A 21,836-nucleotide genomic window follows, 5' to 3' on the forward strand; every position below is an offset into this window, starting at 1 on the left:
CGATGTCATCAAGAATCAGTGGGCTGCCTACCCGATGTGGTGAGGCCGGTTTTCGGTCTCACCACATCGGCCATTAATAAGGGGTATTCATGCCTGGTATCCAAGAATCGGATCGTCAAGATCTCACCGTGGACGTCGTGGTCATTGGTGGCGGAGCAGTGGGCGAGAACGCGGCCCAGTACGCGATCGAAGGCAGCGACCTCACTGCCGTGATCGTGGAGGGCCACCTACTGGGCGGTGAATGTTCGTATTACGCGTGCATGCCCAGCAAGGCCCTGCTGCGCCCCCTGGACGTGGCCGGGACCTCCGCGGACGTCGACGGTGTGTCGCCCGCGCTCCTGGACCACGGCGGGATGCTCCAGCGCCGCGACGCCTTTGTTTCGCACTACGACGATTCCTCACAGGTCGACTGGGCGGAATCTGCCGGGATCCACGTGGTCCGCGGCCACGCGCGCTTGATCGGGGAACGTACCGTCAGGGTCGACGACGACGCCGCGTCGCGCACCATTACCGCGCGGCACGCCGTGATCCTCGCGACCGGCAGCGAAGCCAAGGTGCCGGCGGAGTTCGAGGGTGCGCACGTGTGGACCTCCGCGGATGCGACCGGGGTGGTCGAGGTTCCTGAACGGTTGGCGATCGTGGGAGGCGGGGTGGTTGCCTGCGAGGCGGCCACGTGGCTGGCCGGTCTCGGGGCACGGGTCACCCTGCTGGTACGTGGTTCCGACTTGTTGACCGGCAACGAACCGTTCGCGGGGCACAGCGTCCTGGACGGGATGAAGGCCCACGGCGTGGACGTGATGTTCGACGCCTCTGTGACCGCATGCCGTCGGGACAATCCGGAGCACACCGGCCTGGGGAAGATCCACGGCGGAACTGTGCACGTGGAAACCACGGTGGGTGATGTGGACGTGGACGAGGTGCTGGTCGCCACCGGACGCGCTCCGCGGTTGGGGGACCTGGGTGTGGATGCCGTGGGCCTCACCCCGGAGAACATTCTTGACCGCGATCTCCCGGACTGGTTGCACGCCGTGGGCGATGCCAGCGGCGATGTGCCCCTGACCCACTGGGGTAAGTACCGGGCGCGCGTGCTGGGTGCCCGCATCCGGGCGGCGGCCTTGGCCGAACCGGAACCCTTCGTCGTGGAGGATCCACCCGTTCCCCAGGTCATTTTCACGGAACCGCAGGTGGCGCAGGTGGGGCTCACCGAGGCCGCGGCACACGAGCAGGGCATCGATGTGGTCACGGCCCAGGTTGCCTACAACGCGGTGGCGGGGTCCGCGCTCTTGCGCAATGACGTTCCCGGACAGGCCAAGATCGTGGTGGACCGCGAGAGCCATTGTCTGGTGGGCGCCACGTTCGTGGGTCCGGAGGCCGGTGAACAACTGCATGCCGCTACCGTGGCCATCACCGGCCAGATTCCCGTGCATGTGCTGCGGCACGCGGTTCCCAGCTACCCCACGGTGTCCGAACTCTGGTTGCGGTTGCTGGAAAGCCTTCCCGAGGAGATGCGCCGCCCGGGGACTGACTGACCAGGATCGTCACGTCCCGATCGCCAATTCTTTGGTGGTCGAGCACCCCGGTCGCTGATTGTGGGTACGCCCTGACGGTGTTCAACACCGGGACCTCGCCACGGTGGCTGCCCCCGAGGCGGCGTGTGCGACCGTGGTGGCGTCTCTCGTGCCTACCATGGGGTATGACCATACGAATGCACACAATTTCAACCGCCGTTCCGGATACCCAGATGCTTCAACCGGGCGCCGCAAAGTTATTTGCGGATCAACCGGCCATGACTCGGCTGGGATCGCGGTTGGTCCGCTCTGCCTTCGCGGGTTCCGGGGTGGCTACCCGCCGCACGGTTCTGCCTGAACTCGGGGCGGCCGCCTCGTTGGACCGCACCGACGCCCATGTCGACGTCGCGTCGGGGCCCTTCGTGGATCCCGACTCTGGGCACCTGCTCTCACCGGGAACGCAAGTTCGCAATCGGCTCTACACCGAGCACGCGCAACGTCTGTTCGTGCGCGCTGCGCGCACGGCCATCGCTCAGGCCGCCCCCACCGTGGCCCCCGAGGACGTCACGCACGTGATTACCGTGTCCTGCACCGGATTCTTCGCGCCGGGCCCCGACGTGCGCGTGGTCAAGGACCTGGGACTGCCGGCGGACGTCTCCCGGATGCACCTGGGTTTTATGGGGTGCAATGCCGCGTTCCCCGCACTGCGTGCCGCCTACACCGCGTGCCGTGCGGATCCGCAAGCCGTGGTGTTGGTGGTGTGCGTGGAACTGTGCACGCTGCACCTGCACGTGCGTAACGACCCGGACACGATCATGGGCAATGCGCTGTTCGGGGACGGCGCCGCAGCCACCGTGATCACCGCGCGAGAGACCATCGGCTCCTCGGCCGAACCCGCACTGGAGTTGCTGGACTTCGAAACGACCCTGGCGCCGGTGGGTGAAGAGGAACTCGCCTGGAGCGTGGGGGACCAAGGGTTCGAACTGATTTTGGGCACCTATGTCCCTCGCATCATTGACGATCACGTCACGGATGCCCTGACTCCGTTACTGACCCGGGCGCAGCTGAACCCCGCGGACATCCCGCTGTGGGCCGTGCACCCCGGCGGGCGGGGCATTCTGGACAAGGTGCAGTCCCGTCTGGCGCTTTCGGAGGAGCAAATGGAGCCGTCCCGTGGGGTGCTGGCCGATGCCGGGAACATGAGCAGCGTGACCATCCTCTTCGTCCTGGACAGGATTCGACGCTCGAAAACCACCGGTCTGCTGGGGGCAATGGCCTTCGGGCCCGGACTCAGCATCGAGAGCGCGTTGCTGCGCGCCGTCGGTGCTGAGACGACGGCTCAATGAAGGACCCGTTCCTGCGCCGTCGAAGTACCCATGAGCCGGAGCTGATGGACGATCCGAACTGCGATCCGGTCGCGCTGGATGCGACGTATCGTTTGTTCGGGGTGATCAATCCGTTGGTCACGTCGTGGCGGCCCCTGTACCGGCTGTGGATCCGCCCGGTCTTACGTGCTGCTGCGCAGGAAGGCCGCCCGGCCACCCTGTTGGACGTGGGCAGCGGGGGCGGGGACGTCGCTCGAAGCTTGTCCCGGTGGGCCCGCCGTGACGGACTCGACGTGGCAGTCACCGCGATCGATCCGGATCTGAGGGCCTACGCCTGGGCACTCGCCCATGACAACGGCGCCGGGGTGGACTACCGAGCGCAGTCGAGCGCGGCCTTGGTTGCTGCGGGGGAACGGTTCGACGTGGTGGTGTCCAACCATGTTCTCCACCACTTATCGCCGTGCGAACTGACGGAACTGCTCACCGACACCTCCGCTCTGACCCGCTCCGTGGCGATCCACAACGACCTGCGGCGCAGCCGACTGGCCTGGCTACTGTACTGGGTGGGTACGCTCCCACTGATTCGTACGCGGACGCTCGCCCGTTTCGACGGCCTCCTGTCGATCCGTCGCAGTTATCGCCGGGGTGAACTGGCGGATGCCGTACCTTCGGGGTGGAGCGTGCGTCGGCAACGGTTCTTCCGATTACTCGCGATGTTCCCGGCTCACGCGGAACCCGGCCGGACGTCGTCGTCCCAGCCCTCCTGAGGGACATCGCACGTCTCGCGGAAGACGAACTGGGAGGGACGCTTACGTTCCCTGCTGGACCAGTCGATGGCCGGGCGGTGGCTTCGCTCGGGGAGGTAACCCAGCCGGTACACGGCCATGAGCTGCAGGTCGTCCGGAACATGCAGCATGTCCACGATGCGCTGCCACTGGTGCGGGGCCTCCATGGGGAAGGAGACGAACTGGATGCCCATGCCCAACTCGACCGTGGTCAGCCATAGGTTCTCCATGGCCGCGCCCATGCTGAAGACCGAGTAGAAACCGGACAACTCATCCGGGCGGTATTCACCTCGCTCGAGCATGACGCCCAACAGCAGCGGTGAACCCGCCACCAGCTTGCGGTTCTCCTGGCCCAGGGTCTGCGGCACCCGCAGCTTGTTCATCAGGTTCTGCCCCGAAGGGGTGAAGGCCCGGGAGGTGAAGGGGCGCAGCAGAGCCGGCAACTTGTCGAAGAGCATGCCGCTGCGCAGGGTGTCCATTTCCTCCTGACTGAACCGGAAGTACTTCTTGTACCGGTTGAAGAAGGTGCCCGAGCTCATCACCTCGGTCATGCTCTCGCCGCTGACGGTCGCCACCGTCTCGATGGTGGTCCGGTCCTCGATGAGCACGAACCGCCAGGGTTGGCTGTTGAACTGAGAGGGCGCGGCCGCCGCGGCGCGGATCAGGGTCTGCTGATGCTCGGGGCTGACCGGATCCGATCGAAAGGGGCCGTTGGTGGTGCGCCGATTGAACACGGCATCAAGAAACTCCATGGATTACCTCCCGGCCAGCACGAGACCGGCCGCATAGCAAGGGGCCGCCAACAGCGCGTCACGGGTGTGACGCCGGAGCGGTCGCGCCCCGTGATGTTGCAGCAGGAACAGGGGTGCCGCAGCGGCAGCCAGTGCAATTGCCGCGGGCGAGCGCCGGGCGGCGCACGCCGAGAACGCGGCGACCGTGCTGGTCGCGGTCAGGATGTACAAGCCGTGATGAACCCACCGAAAGTTGGACGTGTCGACCCAGTGTTTGGCCACCGAGATCCCCAAGGAACAGTTCACTGCGTAGAATCCTGCGGCGACACCCACCAGCGTCCGAGACGAAACCATGACTCTCCTCTGCACCCACTGAGCGGCCTGCTGCGTAGAACTTTTCATGATGCCATGCCCTGCCATGAAAGACGTTCAGGATGCGGAGGATTGCCTACACAGCGGGCACCGGTTCCTTCCTGGAACCGGTGCCCGCTGTGGCAACGGCGTGTTCTTAGCGCCGGATTGACTCTTCCTCGCGCTCGCGGGGTGATTGATCACTGTCCGGATCCGCCGCGGTCTCGCGGCCGGGGTCCCCGGACATGCTCGACAGGCTGTTCGACGGCGTCGCGTCGTCCCGCCATCGCAGCAGGGCCCCCACACCCTCCGGTAGGCTCACATACTCCGCACCCAGGGTGGAGATCTCGGCATCGGTGGCCAGAGCCTGCCGGGCGAGTTCCTCAGCGTTGTCCGGTTCGTCACCGATCGTCAGGATGAGTTCGGAGACCTGACCGCGCTGCAGCGCCTCGGCGACCTCGGCTGCGCCGGCCAGGGATTCGCCACCGCGACTTTGATTTTCGGTGAATGTATTCGCCAATTGCTGTTGCCGCTCCATGATGAACTCATCGGTCACGCGGGCCAATTCTTCGCGGAACGATGCACGATCAAGGCTCTGCCCACGGGTGCCTCCCGGGACCTCCTTCAAAATGGCCAGAGCTTCCTTACCGAGTTCGTCCTTCAACAGTGACTGCGCCCGGACATCGCCGGTCAACAGCAGCATGTCCAGTTGGCGCTCGCGGACAATGGCGTCGAGCTTTGCGGCCACCGCCTCCGCATTGCGTTCCCAAGAATCTTCCACGCGAGCTTCCTGGTTACTGGAGCGCCAACCATGTTGGGAGCCCCCGCCCACGCTGGCTTTGTGCAGTTCGTCGTGGCCGCCGTCCACGGAGGCGTCCTCACCCAAACCGTTGTCATTCTTGGCGATCTTCGGATTTTCCGGGGCGCGAAGATGCAGATCCGCACCGGAACGGTCTACTTCCACGAGCAATTGCCGAACAGCTTGCGGGATCACCTGCAGCAGAGGTACCAGGACCGGCTCAGTTGCCCAGTGTGCAGAATCCTCGCGCGGAGGTGCCGGTAGCACTCGGTCGACCAAAATGGCTGATCCGGTCGCCAGAATGGCGCGGCCATGCCGACCACCCACGGGTGAGGGCTCCAAGAGGGTGGTCTCGATCTCCTCGAGGATCTCGTCCGGGGCGCCGTCCTCTGCGAGTTTCGAACGGAAATGTCCCCATCGGGTGGACAGCCCCGAGGCGGAACTGGGATCGGTCCGAGTGGAGTCGATGTAGATCGACAGGAACGGTCCATCGGTCTCGAGCACGGGCGTGAGCCAAGACAGGTTCACGGTGACCTCCTGGTTGCTTGTCGGGCGACAGGGCGCCACAATGCGGCGCCGTGGTGCAGCTCACTGTTCCATGCAAATCAAGCGGGGACAAGGGATGAGCCCTGACGGTTGAGTGCCGAAAACTTGGAGGTTTCATGAGAACGCGGGCTGCGGGGTAGTCAGTCCCAGTCCGTGTCCCACACGGGATCCGCGTATCGGTTCCGCAGGAACTCGCCGACCACCGCGGCGCCCAGATCTTCCGGATCCGGGGCGACCACCCGGCCCCCGGCCCGCTGGGCCATGGCCTGCACGAATCGCACCAGCCCCGGGTCATCACCGAGCCGGAAGAACGTGATCTCGGCACCCTGCCGAGTGACCTTGTCCAGTTCGGTCACCGTGGTCGTCAGGGTTTCACGATCCGGGGGGTAGGAGAACCACGCCTCGCCATGCGTCATCAGGTGAGCGGTGGGTTCACCGTCGGTCACCACCAGCAACACCGGCTGCATGTTGGGGTGCTGGCGAAAGAAGCGGCCGGCCAGCAGGAGGCCGTGGTGCAGGTTGGTGCCTTGCTCGTGCCACGCGGGCAGCGACGTCAGCTCCCCGATGTCCATGCGCTGGGCATACCGACCGAAGGTGATCAGCTCCAACCGATCACCCCGGAACCGGGTGGAGAGCAACTGATGCAGTGCCAGTGCCGTTCGTTTCATGGGCACCCAGCGGTTGTTGAGCGCCATGGAGTACGAGGTGTCCACGAGCAACACCACGGCGGCCTGCGTGCGGGCCTCGGTCTCGCGCACCTCGATGTCCTGCACGTGGATGCGCAGCCCCTTCACCGGGTCCTGACCGGCCGCCGCGGTGCGGCCGATCGCGTTGGTGACGGTGCGCGTGACATCCCACGGTTCCACGTCCCCGAATTCCCAGGCCCGGCTGGACCCTGTCTGTTCACCCGCCGCTCCGGCCAGACGAGTGTCCCGGCGACCCTGGCGCCCGGAGATCCGCCCGGCGGCGTCGCGCAACAGGGACTGACCGAGTTTGCGCATGGCGCGCGGGGACAGTTTCAGGTCCCCGTCCGTGCCGCGGCGAAGATAGCCGCTGTCCTGCATTGCCTTCTCCAGTTCGGCCAAGGTGCGGGCCGAGACCGCGGCGTCGTCGCCGAGTTGGCGTGAGAGCGCCTCGATATCCAGGTCGGACAGCGTGGACCCCGAATAGGACTGCGAGAGCTGTTCGGCCAAGGAATCGAGATCCGCCAGGTCTTGGAGCACTCCGGTGCCGTCGCCCAGCCCCAGGCCTTGATCGCCGTCGAACTGCTCGGAACCCGTCCAGTCCTCGCCGGGGCGCAGGGCCTGCAGGGACGCGTCCAGGCGTTCCAGCTGGGACATCAATTCGGGCGAGCCGAAGGCCTGTGCGGACAGCGACATCAGCTCGTCGCGTTGCTCCTGGGTCATGGAGCGCATCATGCGTTGGGCGGCCGCCGAGCGTTGGGCGAGCGCGTCGATCAACTCGTCCACGTCCTGTGGATTCTCGGGGAACTGGTCCCCGTGCTTGGCCATGAACTCCTCGAAGTCTTCCGGCGTGTCCTCACCGCGCGCGTGCTTGTCCAGCAGGTCGTTGAGGTCGCTCAGCATCTCGGCCACGGCCTGCCGGTCCTCGTCGGTCGCGTTCTCCAGCGCTTGCTTCATGCCGGCGAAACGCTGGTCGAGCATTTCGCGGCCCAACAGGTCCTTGATCTGCTCGTAGTGCTGCCGGGCGGTATCGGACTGCCAGTCGTAGTCGGCGAGTTCGGTCACGGCAGCGGCGGGTGAGGTGGGCAGGCTGTCCAATTGCATTTCGCGGAACTGGCGGTCCATGGGATCCATGCGAGCGTCCCGCAGGAACTGGTTGCGTTCCTCACGCAGGGCCTTCTCCAGCAGCTCCTTGACTTCCTGGATGGTGCCGTCCAAACGGTGCTTGCGCAGCAGATCACGACGCCGCTGGTGCACCTTGCGTGCCAGATCGTCCAGTCCGCGCTGGTTGCGCCCGCCCCGGCGCAGGAACTCACGCATCGCCTGTTCCGGGGAGTAACCGGACATGACGTTCTCGGCCACGGCGTCGAGAGCTTCGGCGAGATCGACGGGTGGTGCCAGGGGATCGGGGCCCCCGGAGTAACGGCCGTACCGGGAGGACCTGTGGCGGTTACGCATGATGGCCTCTATCCGTAGACGGTTTCCCCGTCACCGGTTTCCTTGGAGAGCTGACGAATGAGGAACAACCCTTCGAGGGCCAACTCGATGGCGGTGGCGCGATGACCGGGGGTGTCCCCGCCCACCTGTGATGCGATCTGGTCGTACAGGTCGCTGTCCTCCAGTTCGGGCAGGGCGTCCAGGAACTCCTGGGCGGTGACCTGCTCACCGGTGGTGATGGTGCGCTTGCCGTCGAAGGCCTCCACGAGCGGACCGAAATCCAGACCCCGGAAATGAGCCCGAACGGCGTCGGCGGTGGCGGTGCGCAACAGGTGCCCCAGGATCTCGTCCTCGCGGCCTTCCTCTCCGGACTCGAACTCGATCTTCCCGCCCAGCACGTCCACGGCGCTGTCCACGTCCACGAGGCGAGCCACGGCGTCTTCACCGGGGCGCACCGTGGCGCGATGCCTTGCCCCTGCGGCAATGGTTTCCGCGCCGGCGATCGCGAAACGTGCGGAGACACCCGAGGCCTGGTTGACCGCATTCGATTCGCGCAGCGCGCGTGTGAAGCGGGCCAGGATCTCCAGGATCACCTCCGGAACCTCGGCCGTCAGATGCGCCTCCTGGCGAGTCACGGCCATCTCGTCCGCGAGTTCCAGGGGATAGTGGGTGCGGATCTCGGCGCCGAACCGGTCCTTGAGCGGGGTGATGATCCGACCGCGGTTCGTGTAGTCCTCCGGGTTGGCGGAGGCGACGACCAGAACGTCCAGGGGCAGGCGCAGCACGTAGCCGCGGATCTGGATGTCGCGCTCCTCCATGACATTGAGCAGTGCGACCTGGATGCGTTCGGCCAGGTCGGGAAGTTCGTTGAGTGCCACGATGCCGCGATTGGCCCGGGGGACCAGGCCGAAGTGAATGGTTTCGGGGTCACCCAGCCGGCGACCCTCGGCCACGCGCATGGGGTCCACATCGCCGATCAGATCGGCCACGGAGGTGTCCGGGGTGGACAGCTTCTCCACGTACCGATCGGTGCGGTGCCGCCAGGCAATGGGAAGAGCGTCACCCTCATTCGCTGCGCGGCTCAGGGATTCAGCGGTGATGGGATCGAACGGGTGCTCATTGAGCTCGGACCCCTCGATCGCCGGGCTCCACTCGTCGAGCAATCCGGAGAGGGTGCGCAGCAGACGGGTTTTTCCCTGGCCTCGCTCACCCAGCAGCACGATGTCATGGCCGGCAATCAGGGCTCGCTCGAGCTGCGGGATGACCGTGCGGTCAAAGCCGTGCAGACCGGGCCACGGATTCTCCCCGGCCGCCAGTGCGGCCAGGAGGTTGTCGCGAATTTCTTCGCGCAGGGTTTTCTGGACGTGACCTGCGGCGCGCAAGTCACCTACGGTGCGGATCTCAGGCTGAACGCTCACGCAGGCCACGCTACGCCCGGGGGTGGGCGGCGTCGACCCCTCAAAAGGGTGATGACGCCGCGTGACGGCCGTGCAACCGGTGGGCCGTGACGGGAACGGTTCGGCCACCTAGGCTGGGCGATGTGAGTCCCGAAACCACCACCCTGCTGCTGGTCCGACATGGTCAGACACCCACCACCGGGCAACTCCTGCCCGGCCGCACTCCGGGATTGCACCTGTCCGACACCGGACGCGAGCAAGCGGCGCGCGTGGCGGAGCGGCTGACCGACCTGACGTTGACCGCGCTGTACTCGTCCCCATTGGAACGCACCCGGGAGACCGCGCAGGCAACCGCGCTCGCGACCGGCCTGCCGGTGATTGAGGACCATGGGCTGCTGGAACTCGAGGTCGGCGACTGGACCGGCGAGAAACTGGCCGACTTGGCGCGCAAGCCCGAATGGCAGACCGTGCAACACGAACCCGCGAGCTTCACGTTTCCGGGAGGAGAAGGTTTCCGGGACATGCTGGAGCGGATGGTCGATGCGCTCACTCGCATCCGCACCGCTCATCCCGGTGGCACCGTGGCGTGTTTTTCGCACGCGGACCCCATCCGGGCCGTGCTGGCACACGCCATGGGAACACCACTGGACAAATTCCAGCGGCTCAGCGTGGGACCGTGCTCGGTGTCAGCTATCGCCTATCCGTTGGGCCAGGACCCCGTGGTGCTCACCGTCAATTCCACGCAGGATTCCCTGGCCACGTTGACGGCTCAGTAAGGGGTCATCGTGGATGACCAGCGCACCCGTGAACTCCTGGAGCTCGGCGAGATCGAGATCCTCGGGCAGCTCGTGGAGAGCAGCAATGAAACATTTCTGGTCGAGCTGACCCACGGGGACGATCAACGCTGGGCCATTTACAAACCCGAGCTGGGGGAGCGGCCGCTGTACGACTTCGAACCGGGCCTCTACCGGCGAGAACGCGCGGCGTATCTGTTGAGCGAGTCACTGGGCTGGGGGATCGTGCCGCTCACCATCATTCGCGAGGATGGACCCTTCGGCATCGGCTCCGTGCAGCGGTTCATTGAAACGGACGTGGCGCAGCACTATTTCACCCTCTACACGGATTGCCCGGAATCCCACGAGGATCTCAAACGCATGGCGGTCTTCGACGTGCTGGCCAACAACACCGACCGTAAGGCCGGCCACGTGTTGCGGGGCCTCGACGGGCGGATCTGGGGCATCGACCACGGATTGTGTTTCGCAGAGCCGTTCAAATTGCGCACGGTCATTTGGGATTTCGCGCGAGAGCCCATTGCTGAGTCCTTGTTGGCGGACATCGCGCCCCTCGAACACGAGATCCCGTCCGAGGTGGCGGACCTGCTGACCGCCGGGGAGGTCCGGGCCGTTCGGGAACGCGTGCGGGTCCTGGGGCTCTTGGGACGGCTGCCGGCGGATCCCACCGGACGGAGGTTTCCATGGCCGTTGATCTGAGGGGGCGGGAGGCCTATTCTGGCGTGCACGCGACACACAAATTGCCGTGACGTTCTGAATTCAGGAGCATCTCATGAGCACTACCCTCGCCACCTATATTGCTCTGCCCGGCAACGCCGCCGAGGCCTTCGAACACTGGCACCGGGTCTTTGGCGGAGAGCTGGACCTGACGCGGTATGGGGATATGCACATGGAGGGGATGCCCTTCGAACCGGACCCCCAGCATGTGGCCCACGCAGTGCTGACCACTGCGGGCGGCCAGATCGCCGGTGGCGACGCCATGGAGGACGGCAATGACTACCTCGTCCACGGCACCGCATACTCCCTGCTCTACTCGGTCGAAACTCCCGACGACGCTCGCGGCCTCATCCAGAAGCTCATCACCGGTGGGGGCTCGGTGGGCATGCCCTTCGAAAAGGCGCCGTGGGGCGAGTGGTACGGAACGGTCTTCGACCGATTCGGCGTGATGTGGTCCTTCTCCGCGCCATCTGCGGACTGATAGTAAGTACTATGATCGGTCTACGGGCCGGTCGACCTGACCGAGCTCGGAGCGAGGAAGGAACCCATCATGACTGAGCCCATTCCCGACCCCAACCCCATCGACAACCCGGACGCCGCCCGGGAACCATTGCGCGAGGACGAGTTCATCGGAACCACCGGTGACGAGGACTCGGCGTGGGAAGAGGACGACGCCCAGTGGGGCGCCGATGAGGACCCGCTCAAGGACGTGGACGAACTGGAGCTGAACAACCGGATCGACACGGCAGATCAAGAGCTGCCCACCGACCCCGACGTGGACTAGCCTGAACCCATGTCGCGATTCAGCCCCCTGGAATGGCCGGTCTTCCGGCAGTTCCGCACCGCAGACTCCACAGGCCGTAGCTCGGCTGTGGTGTCTCAGCACACCCGGGACATCACCTCGCGCACCGAAACGGCGGATCGGGTGGTGCAGAGCGTCTGCCCGTACTGCGCCGTGGGTTGCGGACAAAAGGTGTACGTCAAGGACGACAAAGTCATCCAGATCGAGGGCGATCCGGATTCACCCATTTCCCGTGGGCGCTTGTGCCCCAAGGGTTCGGCGAGTGAGCAGTTGGTCAATTCACCGGGTCGACAGACCCGCGTGTTGTACCGGGCGCCCCGCGCCAAGGACTGGCAAGAACTGGACGTTGACACCGCCACCGACATGATCGCGGACCGTTTCATCGAGTCCCGACGCCGCGGCTGGCAAGACACGGACGATCAGGGCCGTCCGCTGCGTCGCACCATGGGCATTGCGTCGCTGGGCGGTGCGACCCTGGACAATGAAGAGAACTATCTGATCAAGAAGCTCTTCACCGCTGCCGGGGCCGTGCAGATCGAGAACCAAGCCCGTATTTGACACTCTTCCACGGTTCCCAGTTTGGGAACCTCATTTGGCCGCGGTGGCGCCACACAGTCACTGCAGGACATGGCGAACGCCGATTGCATCATCGTCCAGGGTTCCAACATGGCCGAGTGCCATCCCGTGGGTTTCCAATGGGTGACCGAAGCCAAGGCACGCGGCGCCAAAGTTATTCACGTTGATCCGCGATTTACGCGCACCAGTGCGGTGGCGGACAAGCACGTGCCGATTCGGATGGGCACGGATATCGTGCTGCTGGGTGCGCTCATCAATTACGTGCTGAGCAACGACCTGTGGTTCGACGAGTACGTGCGTGCCTACACCAATGCCGCGAACCTCGTGAACGAGGACTTCCTGGACACCGAGGACCTGGACGGATTGTTCTCCGGGTTCAGCATCAAGGACAACGCGTACGACATTGAGTCGTGGTCCTACCAGACCACCGAACAAAACGATCAGGATTCCGACGACGCAACCGAGACCGATCCCGCGACGTCGGGCCGGGACCGTGGGGAATCAACGGACCGTTCGGACCAGGCCGCACCCGAGAAGCACGAACAAGGTGACGACGAACGCGAGCAGGCCGGTGGTGACAAGTACGGAAGTGGTGGCGCGCCCGTGGGGCCCGGCACCCCGATCCGGGACGACACCTTGCAGGACCCGCAGACCGTGTTCCAGATCCTCAAGCGCCACTACAGCCGGTACACCCCGGAAATGGTGCGCGACGCATGCGGTATCTCGATCGAGGATTTCGAGTATCTGGCACGGGCGATCACCGAGAACTCGGGTCGCGAACGCACCACGTGTTTCGCGTACGCGGTGGGGTGGACTCAACACACGCTGGGCGCACAGTTCATTCGCACGGCGTCCATCTTGCAATTGCTGTTGGGCAACATGGGGCGACCCGGTGGCGGCATCATGGCGCTGCGAGGTCACGCGAGTATCCAGGGCTCAACGGACATTCCCACGCTGTTCAATCTGCTGCCGGGCTACCTGCCCATGCCATCAGTGAAGACGGAGTCGCTCGACGAGTACCTGGACACGATTTCCAATCGTCAGCAAAAGGGTTACTGGGCTTACGCGGACGCGTACACGATCAGCTTGTTGAAGGCATGGTGGGGAGACGCTGCGCAGGCCGAGAACGACTGGGCCTACGACTACATCCCCAGGCTCAGTGGCCCACACGGTACCTACCAGACGCTCATGAGCATGCTGGAAGATGAGGTCGAAGGCTACTTCTTGCTGGGGCAGAACCCCGCGGTGGGATCGGCGCACGGCCGCCTGCAGCGCATGGGAATGTCCCACCTGAAGTGGCTGGTCGTGCGGGATCTGAACATGATCGAGTCTGCCACGTGGTGGAAGGACGGCCCGGAGATCCAATCGGGTGAACTGCGCACCGAGGACATCGAGACCGAAGTGTTCTTCATGCCCGCAGCCAGTTACGTGGAGAAGTCCGGGACGTTCACCCAGACACAACGGCTGCTGCAGTGGCGTCACCAAGCGGTGAATCCGCCCGGGGCCAGCCAGAGTGAGCTGGAGTTCTTCTACAAGCTGGGCCGGCGGATCCGGGAGCGCCTCGCGGATTCGGATGATCCCCGTGATCGCCCGCTCCTGGATCTGACCTGGGACTACCCCACGGATGAGCACGGTGACCCCGAGGCGGAGGCGGTGCTGGCCGAGATCAACGGGCGGCACCTGACCGGTGAGCACGCCGGCCGACCCTTGTCGAGCTACACGCAGATGCGGGCAGACGGCTCAACCTCCGGCGGTTGCTGGATCTACACCGGCGTGTACGCGGACGGCGTCAACCACTCCTCCGATCGTGTTCCCGGCAGCGAGCAGGACGAGATCGCCTCGAAGTGGGGTTGGGCATGGCCCGCCAACCGGCGCATCATCTACAACCGTGCCTCGGCGGACCCGCAGGGTAAGCCGTGGAGTGAGCGGAAGAAGCTGATCTGGTGGGACGAGGATGAGCAACGGTGGGTTGGTAAGGACAACCCCGATTTCCCGATTGATCGCGCCCCGGGCAGTACCCCGGGTGAGGACACTCGGGGTGGTGACGCCTTGGCCGGGGATGATCCGTTCATCATGCAAGCGGACGGCAAGGGCTGGCTGTTCGCGCCCAAGGGCCTGGTGGACGGGCCCATGCCCGCCCACTACGAACCGCAGGAATCTCCGGTGGTCAACCCGCTCTACGCGCAACAACAGAACCCCACGCGCATGACCTTCCCGCGCTGGGACAACCTGTTTGCCCAAAGCGCCGGTAAGCCGGGTACGGGTGTCTACCCGTACGTGTTCACCACCTACCGCTTGACGGAGCAGCACACCGCGGGTGGCATGAGCCGCTGGCTGCCGTACCTGTCCGAGCTGCAACCGGAGATGTTCTGCGAAGTGTCTCCTGAACTGGCCGAGGAAAAGGGTTTGGAGCCGTACGGCTGGGCCACCATCATTTCGCCCCGGTCCGCGATCGAGGCCAGGGTGTTGGTGACCGAGCGGATGAAGCCCCTTACCGTGCGAGGGCACACCGTGCACCAGATCGGTTTGCCGTACCACTGGGGTGTCGGCCAGGACGCCGTGATCACCGGTGACGGCGCCAACGACCTGCTCGGCATTGCCCTGGACCCCAACGTCCACATTCAGAACAGCAAGGTCGGTTCGTGCGACATCAGGCCCGGCCGCAGGCCGCGCGGACCCGAGGTGCTCGAACTGGTGGCGGACTACCAAGAACGCGCGGGGCTGACACCGGCAACCAGTAACACGACGGTCACCGATCCCCAACGGGAACTCACGGCCGAACAGATAGAGGATGGTTCCCCATGACCGGAGAAGCAGCCGCCAATCCGACAGCTGACGCCCACTACGACCACCCGCACCCGCGCAAGGGGTTCTTCACGGACACCTCCATCTGCATCGGGTGCAAGGCGTGCGAGGTCGCGTGCAAGGAGTGGAACCGTAACCCGGCCGACTCCGACTACGAGTTGCTGGGTTCCTCCTATGACAACACCGGTGCCCTGGGCGCCAACACGTGGCGGCATGTGGCCTTCATCGAACAGGGCGCGGAGCAAATCGATCGCGCCCGGGAGTCCGGCCGCGCGCTCGTGGATCTGGGCATGCCCCGGGTCGGCCCACCTCAGGGCGCGGCGTCCCCGAAAACGACGTCGCGGGGCACCGTTCCCGTGACGCAGGCCGCCCCGGCCGGTTGCGGTTCCGGTGGCGGCGGGTGCGGTTGCGGCAGTTCGTCCTCGCCGGAGCGCTCCGCGGATTCCCCCGGTGGCCAGGGACCCGAGTCTCCCGTGGATGCGTCCGTGCATCCCGACACCCCCGATTTCCGCTGGCTCATGTCATCGGACGTGTGCAAACACTGCACCCACGCCGGTTGCTTGGACGTGTGCCCCACGGGCGCGCTGTTCCGCACCGAGTACGGCACCGTGGTGGTCCAGGACGACATCTGCAACGGCTGCGGTACGTGCGTGGCCGGCTGCCCGTTCGGCGTGATCGAACGTCGCAGCGACGGCGTGTTCGAACCGAAGAACCAACGCGATTCCCCGCCCATGCCGGACACCGTCAAGGTGCCCCAACACGGCGTCGCGCAGAAATGCACGCTGTGCTACGACCGGATGAAGAACGATCAAACTCCGGCGTGCGCGCAAGCCTGCCCCACCACGTCCATCAAGTACGGCGACCGTGACTCCATGGCCGCCACCGCGCGGGAAAGAGTGGCGCAGCTGCACGATCAGGGCAGGACAGAGGCTCGGCTTTACGGCGCCAACCCCAATGACGGGGTGGGCGGCACCGGTTCCGTGTTCCTGCTTCTGGACGAGCCCGAGACCTACGGCTTGCCACCGGATCCGCGCGTTCCCACCGCGGATCTCCCGTACATGTTCAAGCGCGCGGGCATGGCCGTGGCCGGCATGTTGGCCGTGGGCGCTGTCGCTTTCGCCTCGGGCGGTCGCCGATGAGCGTCTCCGAATTCGACAACTACCGGCCACCCGAAGAGCCGCGCCGCAAGCGGAAAGGGAAAGGGCGCCGTCGTGCGTCCGGATCTGCTTTCCGCCGAGGCGGTGACGGGTCCCGGGAAATGCCCATGGTGCCCGAGCCGGAGTTCACGTCCTACTACGGGCGGCCCATCGTCAAGGCACCGCCGTGGGAGAAGGAAATCGGCGCGTACCTGTTCCTGGGTGGTTTGGCGGGTGGCTCCTCGATCCTGGCCTTCGGCGCCGAGCTGACCGGTCGGCCACTGCTGAGACGCAATATGCGACTGGCGGCCCTTACCGCGGCGAGCCTGGGTACAGTTGCCCTGGTGAGCGACCTGGGCCGTCCCGAGCGGTTCTTACATATGATGCGCACCATCAAGCCCACCTCACCCATGAGCCTGGGTTCATGGTTGCTGGCCTACTACGCCACGCACGCGGGTGTTGCCGCGGCCGCCGAGGTGGATCGGGTGACCCACGCGAAACTGCCACTGGGGCCGCTGCGTTCCGTCCTGCGCTTCGTCGAGCGGCCCGCAGCAGCGGGTGCTGCGGTCACGGGCGCACCGCTGGCTGCCTACACCGCCGTACTGCTCGGTGATACCGCGGTCCCCACGTGGAACGCGATGCACAAGGACCTCCCGTTCGTGTTCGTGAGCTCGGCGTCCATGGCCGCCGGTGGTCTCGCAATGCTGACCACACCGGTCACGGAAACCGCGCCCGCGCGGACCTTTGCGCTCGCGGGCGTGGCGGGTGAGCTCGTGGCCATGCACCTCATGAAGGAGCGCATGGACCCCGTGGTCGTCGAACCTCTCGAGCAGGGCCGCCCCGGTACGTGGCTCGCATGGAGTGAACGTCTCGCCCTGGCCGGCGCCGCCGGAACGATCCTCGGCGGACGACGCCGCTGGGTGGCCGCGCTCTCGGGCGCCGCTTTGGTCACTTCCTCCGCACTCACTCGTTTCGGGGTGTTTCAGGCCGGCAAGGACTCCGTGAAGGATCCCAAGTACACCGTGGAACCGCAGCGCAATCGATTGGCGAAACGCCGGGCCGCGGGCATCGTGGACGATTCGATCACGACCGCCGGCTGATCAGCGGACCCGAACCAGCTCGTCGTCGCGTTCGGGCAGGGCCACGGTTTCGCCGATCACGGGGTGTCCGGGCAGTTCGCCCACCACGAGCAGCCCGCCGGACGTCTGGGCATCCGCGAGGAACAGGAGGTCCTCCTCCGCGATTCCGGAGTCAGCCCTCAGGTGCGGGCGCACCCAGTCCAAGTTGCGGCGGGTGCCGCCGGAGACGAACCCGTCCCGCAGGGCCTCCGCCGCGCCGGAGACCATGGGTACCGCGCTGCGGTCGATGACCGCACCGACCCCGGAGGCGCGGGCCATTTTGTAGAGGTGGCCGAGCAGCCCGAAACCAGTGACATCCGTGGCCGCCTTCAGGCCCGCAGCCACGGCGGCTTGGGAAGCGTCCCGGTTGAGCTGGGTCATGGTGGCGATCGCTTCCTCGAACACCTCCCCGGTCTGCTTGTGGCGGTTGTTCAGCAAACCCACGCCCAGCGGTTTGGTGAGCGTGATGGGCAGCCCCGCCTGGGCGGCGTCGTTGCGGAGCAACTTGGTGGGGTCAGCGGTGCCGGTCACGGCCATGCCGTACTTGGGTTCGGGGTCATCGATCGAGTGACCGCCGATCACCGGGCACCCGGCCTCGGACGCAATGTCCAGTCCACCCTGCAGGACCTCTGACATCAGCTCCATGGGCAGCACATCGCGGGGCCAACCCACCAGGTTGATCGCCACGATCGGGTGCCCGCCCATGGCGTAGACATCGGAGAGCGCGTTGGCCGCGGCAATCCGGCCCCAGTCGTAGGCGCTGTCGACCACGGGGGTGAAGAAGTCGGCGGTGGACAACACGGCGAGGTCGTCGCGGACCAGGACCGCAGCGGCGTCGTCGCCGTCGTCCAGGCCGACCAGGACATTGGGTGCCGTCTGCCCGGTGAGGCCGCGGACGGCCTGCTCGAGCTCTCCCGGCGGGATCTTGCATGCGCAACCCCCGCCGTGGGCGTAACCGGTAAGACGAAGATCGGTGGACCAGGACTGTGAAGGAGCCATATCCCCAGTGTAGGGAGGCCAGCCGAGCGAGCGGTGATAGGTTCGACACGGAGGCGTCTGAGTCCTGGTGGGCTCCCCGGTCTTCAAAACCGGTGAAACCGAGCATCTCGGTTTGGCGGGTTCGATTCCCGTCCGCTTCCGCCAACGTGCGCCGCACCCTTCGGCTCGAACCGAGGGCGGCGGCCGCTTGCCACAGGCACCCGAGACGCACAAGGAGTCACAGTGACCGGCGCAGACCCCCGTTCACGGATTCCCCGCACGGATCAGCTCCTGGCGCTGCCGGACGTTCAAGCCGCTCGAGTAAGGCTGAGCGAACACGTGATTCGCACCGTCATCACGCGGGCGCAGGATCGGGCCCGCCGGACGGAGATCGCACCGGAAGACGTGCAGGAAACGGTGATCGCAGCCTTGGCGGAACGGCGGGCCACTTCTCTGACCCCCGTGCTGAACGCGACCGGCGTGGTCATCCACACGAACCTCGGCAGGGCGCCGTTGTCGGCCGCGGCGCGTGAGGCGTTATCGGATGCAAGCGGTTACGTGGATGTCGAACTGGATTTGATCACGGGTCAACGGTCCAAACGCGGGGTGGCCACGCGCGAAGCGCTCCTGGCGGCATGTCCCGCGGCCCAAGACGCCCTGGTGGTCAACAACGGCGCGGCGGCCCTCGTGCTGGCCACCACGGCGTTGGCGCGAGACCGCGAAATCATTGTGAGCCGCGGAGAACTGGTGGAGATCGGCGCCGGATTCCGGTTGCCGGATCTCATGGAATCCACGGGGACTCGCTTGCGGGAGGTCGGCACCACCAACCGCACCCATGTCGCCGATTACGCGGACGCGGTCGGGACGCACACCGCGGCGCTGCTCAAGGTCCACCCGAGCAACTTCAGGGTCAGCGGGTTCACCTCGGACGTGCCCCTGCGGGAATTGCGCGCGCTCGCCGATGAGCACGACCTGCCCCTCATCATGGATGTCGGCAGCGGTCTGCTGACCCCCGATCCGACCCTGCCGGATGAACCCAGCCTGAGCGAGGCGCTCGAGGCCGGCGCGGATGTCGTCATTGCCAGCGGTGACAAACTGCTCGGCGGCACCCAGGCGGGAATTCTGCTGGGCCGCACGGACATCATCCAGCGCCTGGCCAAGCACCCGTTGGCACGGGCCGTTCGTGCCGACAAGCTGACCCTCGCCGCACTCGAAGCCACATTGGTGTCCGGGAACACTCCGGTGCAGCGGGCACTCCACGCGGATCCCGAGCGATTACGCGCGCGAGCCGAGAGACTCGGTGATGACCTCGGGATGCCCGTGGTCCCCCACGACGGCCGCGTGGGCGGCGGGGGAGGACCCGGGGTGCCGCTGCCGGGGTGGGCGGTCCGCCTGCCGGAGCAAACGGCTCGGTTGTTACGACTCGGCCAGCCCGCCGTGTTGCCGCGCGTCCACGACGGCGCGTGCCTGATCGACCTGCGCTGCATTCCCGAGGACGACGACGCACGCGTTGCCGCCGCCGCACGCGCCGCATTGGGAGCACTGGACTGATGTACGTTGTCGCGACCGCCGGGCACGTGGATCACGGTAAATCCACGCTGGTCCGAGCCCTGACCGGAATGGAACCGGACCGTTGGGCCGAGGAAAAACGGCGCGGGCTCACCATTGATCTGGGATTTGCCTGGACGGATCTGCCGTCCGGGAACAACGTGGCCTTCGTGGACGTCCCAGGGCACGAACGATTCCTCGGCAACATGCTCGCGGGACTCGGACCGGCACCCGTGGTTTGTTTCGTGGTCGCCGTCGACGAAGGCTGGCAGGCCCAGTCCAGCGACCACCGTGACGCATTGGCGGCATTGGGGATCGAGCGCGGACTGATCGTGCTGACCAAGGCGGATCGGGCGCCGGAGCGGGTGGGGGCGGTGACGCAGCAGGTCAGGGGCGAGTTGGCCGGAACGGGCCTGCGGAATGCCCCGGTGGTGGCCGTGTCCGCCCAGAACGGGTCGGGTCTGGCTGAATTCCGCGCGGCGCTGGACGGCGTTCTGCAGGGCGTTCCCCTGCCGGACCCCGCAGAGCGGTTGAGGCTCTGGGTGGACCGGGCGTTCTCGGTGTCCGGAGCGGGCACCGTGGTCACGGGAACCCTGACCGCCGGAACGGTTCGGGTGGGGGACAAGCTCAGCGTGCTCGGTCAGGACCGCGTTCGCCCGGTCACGGTACGTTCGGTTCAAAGTCATAACCGCTCGGTCGAGACCATTGGGGCGACCAACCGCGTGGCCATCAACGTGCGGGGCATTGCTGCGGAGGACATCCATCGCGGTGACGCGCTCCTGACACCGGACGCGTGGCCCACCACGGGTGAACTGGATGTCCGCCGGACCTCCGGAATTTCGTTCGAGGACGCACCGGCGGAAATCCTGGTTCATGCGGGTTCCGCCTCGGTCCCGGCACGGTTGCGACCCTTTGACGCCGATCACGCGCGCGTGCAGCTGTCCCAGGAGTTGGCGCTGATCCCGGGGGACCGGTCGGTCATGCGCTATCCCGAGGCCCGCGTGTTGTTGGGCGGCGCGCGGGTTCTCGACGTGGACCCGCCCGAACTCAACCGGCGCGGCGACAGCGCGCGGCACACCCAATGGCTGGCCACCCTTCCCGAGACCGGGGATCCCGTGGCCGAGACCAAACACCGCGGGGCGGTGCGCGTGGCGTGGTTGCAGACGTTGGGACTCGTGGACTCGGGGGGAGCACAGCCTCCGCCCGGTGCGGACATCACCAAGGTAGGGCGCTGGTGGATTCATCGCCCGATGCTCAAGGACTGGGTCGAGACACTGCGCACCGCCGTGAAGCGGCTGCATGAGCGGGATCCGTTGAGCCCCGGCATGACCCGGGGCGCCGCAATCGATGAACTTGCTCTGCCCGGGCCGGAACTGCTGGCCACGGTCATCGGCGAGGCCCAACTCGAGGAACGGGGTGGACTCATCGCCGTTCCCGGCCGTTCCGGTGGGCTGGGCGCGGCCGAAAACTCTCTGGCCCGGGTCGAGGCCCAACTGGCCACGAACCCCTTTGCGGCGCCCGAGGCCCAGGAACTCATCGACCTCGGGCTGGGCCCGCGGGAACTGGCGGCCGCGGAACGTGCCGGGCGGCTGGTGCGGTTGGCGGGCGGCGTCGTGGTGCTGCCGAACGCTCCGGCCCTGGCCATGCGCGAGCTGGCGCGGCTGGAGCAACCGTTCACCACGAGTCAGGCACGGCAAGTGTGGGGGACCACCCGGCGCGTGGCCATCCCGCTGCTCGAGCATCTGGATGCGCGCGGTTGGACCCGGCGACTGGACGGCACCAAGCGGACCATCGTGCGGTAGG

The 21,836-nt window shown here is 66.2% G+C and carries 18 protein-coding genes and 1 tRNA gene; 13 read left to right on the forward strand and 6 right to left on the reverse strand.

From position 1 onward, the window contains the following. Window positions 1-89 precede the first annotated feature (89 nt). From ABEA06_RS09935 to ABEA06_RS09945, 3 genes are all read left to right on the forward strand, one after another. Window positions 90-1,529 (forward strand): dihydrolipoyl dehydrogenase family protein, encoded by a 1,440-nt coding sequence (locus ABEA06_RS09935; protein WP_345311396.1) that lies wholly within the window; start codon window positions 90-92, stop codon window positions 1,527-1,529. A gap of 164 nt (window positions 1,530-1,693) precedes the next feature. Beyond that, on the forward strand, window positions 1,694-2,854 hold the full coding sequence (locus tag ABEA06_RS09940) for a type III polyketide synthase (RefSeq protein WP_425559518.1): 1,161 nt from the start codon (window positions 1,694-1,696) through the stop codon (window positions 2,852-2,854). A gap of 44 nt (window positions 2,855-2,898) precedes the next feature. After that, window positions 2,899-3,600 carry a methyltransferase domain-containing protein gene (locus ABEA06_RS09945; RefSeq protein WP_345311398.1) on the forward strand — a complete coding sequence of 234 codons (702 nt, stop codon included), beginning with the start codon at window positions 2,899-2,901 and terminating at the stop codon, window positions 3,598-3,600. Here ABEA06_RS09945 and ABEA06_RS09950 read toward each other — a convergent pair. From ABEA06_RS09950 to ABEA06_RS09970, 5 genes are all read right to left on the reverse strand, one after another. Then, window positions 3,558-4,370 (reverse strand): nitroreductase family protein, encoded by an 813-nt coding sequence (locus tag ABEA06_RS09950; RefSeq protein ID WP_345311399.1) that lies wholly within the window; start codon window positions 4,368-4,370, stop codon window positions 3,558-3,560. The genes ABEA06_RS09945 and ABEA06_RS09950 overlap by 43 nt on opposite strands. A 3-nt stretch (window positions 4,371-4,373) precedes the next feature. Continuing rightward, window positions 4,374-4,703 (reverse strand): hypothetical protein, encoded by a 330-nt coding sequence (locus ABEA06_RS09955; RefSeq protein WP_345311400.1) that lies wholly within the window; start codon window positions 4,701-4,703, stop codon window positions 4,374-4,376. A gap of 154 nt (window positions 4,704-4,857) precedes the next feature. Further along, window positions 4,858-6,027, reverse strand: coding sequence for a baeRF2 domain-containing protein (locus tag ABEA06_RS09960; RefSeq protein ID WP_345311401.1), 1,170 nt, complete (start codon window positions 6,025-6,027; stop codon window positions 4,858-4,860). A gap of 158 nt (window positions 6,028-6,185) precedes the next feature. After that, entirely contained in the window at window positions 6,186-8,186 is a 2,001-nt protein-coding gene (locus ABEA06_RS09965) for a vWA domain-containing protein (RefSeq protein ID WP_345311402.1), read from the reverse strand. An 8-nt stretch (window positions 8,187-8,194) separates the two neighbouring features. Continuing rightward, window positions 8,195-9,583, reverse strand: a complete 1,389-nt coding sequence (locus ABEA06_RS09970; RefSeq protein ID WP_345311403.1) for a sigma 54-interacting transcriptional regulator — start codon at window positions 9,581-9,583, stop codon at window positions 8,195-8,197. 122 nt (window positions 9,584-9,705) lie between these two features. On the opposite strand from ABEA06_RS09970, the gene ABEA06_RS09975 reads away from it, so the two are divergent. From ABEA06_RS09975 to nrfD, 7 genes are all read left to right on the forward strand, one after another. Next, entirely contained in the window at window positions 9,706-10,338 is a 633-nt protein-coding gene (locus ABEA06_RS09975; RefSeq protein WP_345311404.1) for an MSMEG_4193 family putative phosphomutase, read from the forward strand. Between the two features lie 9 nt (window positions 10,339-10,347). Beyond that, entirely contained in the window at window positions 10,348-11,052 is a 705-nt protein-coding gene (locus ABEA06_RS09980; RefSeq protein WP_303382060.1) for an SCO1664 family protein, read from the forward strand. A gap of 73 nt (window positions 11,053-11,125) precedes the next feature. After that, window positions 11,126-11,551 (forward strand): VOC family protein, encoded by a 426-nt coding sequence (locus ABEA06_RS09985; protein ID WP_345311405.1) that lies wholly within the window; start codon window positions 11,126-11,128, stop codon window positions 11,549-11,551. 69 nt (window positions 11,552-11,620) lie between these two features. Then, window positions 11,621-11,854 (forward strand): hypothetical protein, encoded by a 234-nt coding sequence (locus ABEA06_RS09990; protein WP_303382058.1) that lies wholly within the window; start codon window positions 11,621-11,623, stop codon window positions 11,852-11,854. 9 nt (window positions 11,855-11,863) lie between these two features. After that, entirely contained in the window at window positions 11,864-15,253 is a 3,390-nt protein-coding gene (fdh, locus tag ABEA06_RS09995) for a formate dehydrogenase (RefSeq protein WP_345311406.1), read from the forward strand. Then, window positions 15,250-16,392, forward strand: coding sequence for a 4Fe-4S dicluster domain-containing protein (locus tag ABEA06_RS10000; RefSeq protein WP_345311407.1), 1,143 nt, complete (start codon window positions 15,250-15,252; stop codon window positions 16,390-16,392). Before fdh ends, ABEA06_RS10000 begins: the two co-directional genes overlap by 4 nt. After that, window positions 16,389-17,489 carry an NrfD/PsrC family molybdoenzyme membrane anchor subunit gene (gene nrfD, locus ABEA06_RS10005; protein ID WP_345311408.1) on the forward strand — a complete coding sequence of 367 codons (1,101 nt, stop codon included), beginning with the start codon at window positions 16,389-16,391 and terminating at the stop codon, window positions 17,487-17,489. The genes ABEA06_RS10000 and nrfD overlap by 4 nt, the downstream gene beginning before the upstream one ends. Here nrfD and selD read toward each other — a convergent pair whose 3' ends face one another. Beyond that, window positions 17,490-18,506 carry a selenide, water dikinase SelD gene (gene selD / locus ABEA06_RS10010; RefSeq protein ID WP_345311409.1) on the reverse strand — a complete coding sequence of 339 codons (1,017 nt, stop codon included), beginning with the start codon at window positions 18,504-18,506 and terminating at the stop codon, window positions 17,490-17,492. A gap of 49 nt (window positions 18,507-18,555) precedes the next feature. On the opposite strand from selD, the gene ABEA06_RS10015 reads away from it, so the two are divergent. From ABEA06_RS10015 to selB, 3 genes are all read left to right on the forward strand, one after another. After that, a tRNA-Sec gene (locus ABEA06_RS10015) sits at window positions 18,556-18,650 on the forward strand. 78 nt (window positions 18,651-18,728) lie between these two features. Beyond that, entirely contained in the window at window positions 18,729-20,036 is a 1,308-nt protein-coding gene (selA, locus tag ABEA06_RS10020) for an L-seryl-tRNA(Sec) selenium transferase (protein WP_303382053.1), read from the forward strand. Continuing rightward, window positions 20,036-21,835 carry a selenocysteine-specific translation elongation factor gene (selB, locus tag ABEA06_RS10025; RefSeq protein WP_345311410.1) on the forward strand — a complete coding sequence of 600 codons (1,800 nt, stop codon included), beginning with the start codon at window positions 20,036-20,038 and terminating at the stop codon, window positions 21,833-21,835. Before selA ends, selB begins: the two co-directional genes overlap by 1 nt. Window position 21,836 lies beyond the last annotated feature (1 nt).

The organism is Kocuria gwangalliensis (assembly GCF_039544365.1).
GTDB classification, from domain to species: domain Bacteria; phylum Actinomycetota; class Actinomycetes; order Actinomycetales; family Micrococcaceae; genus Kocuria; species Kocuria gwangalliensis.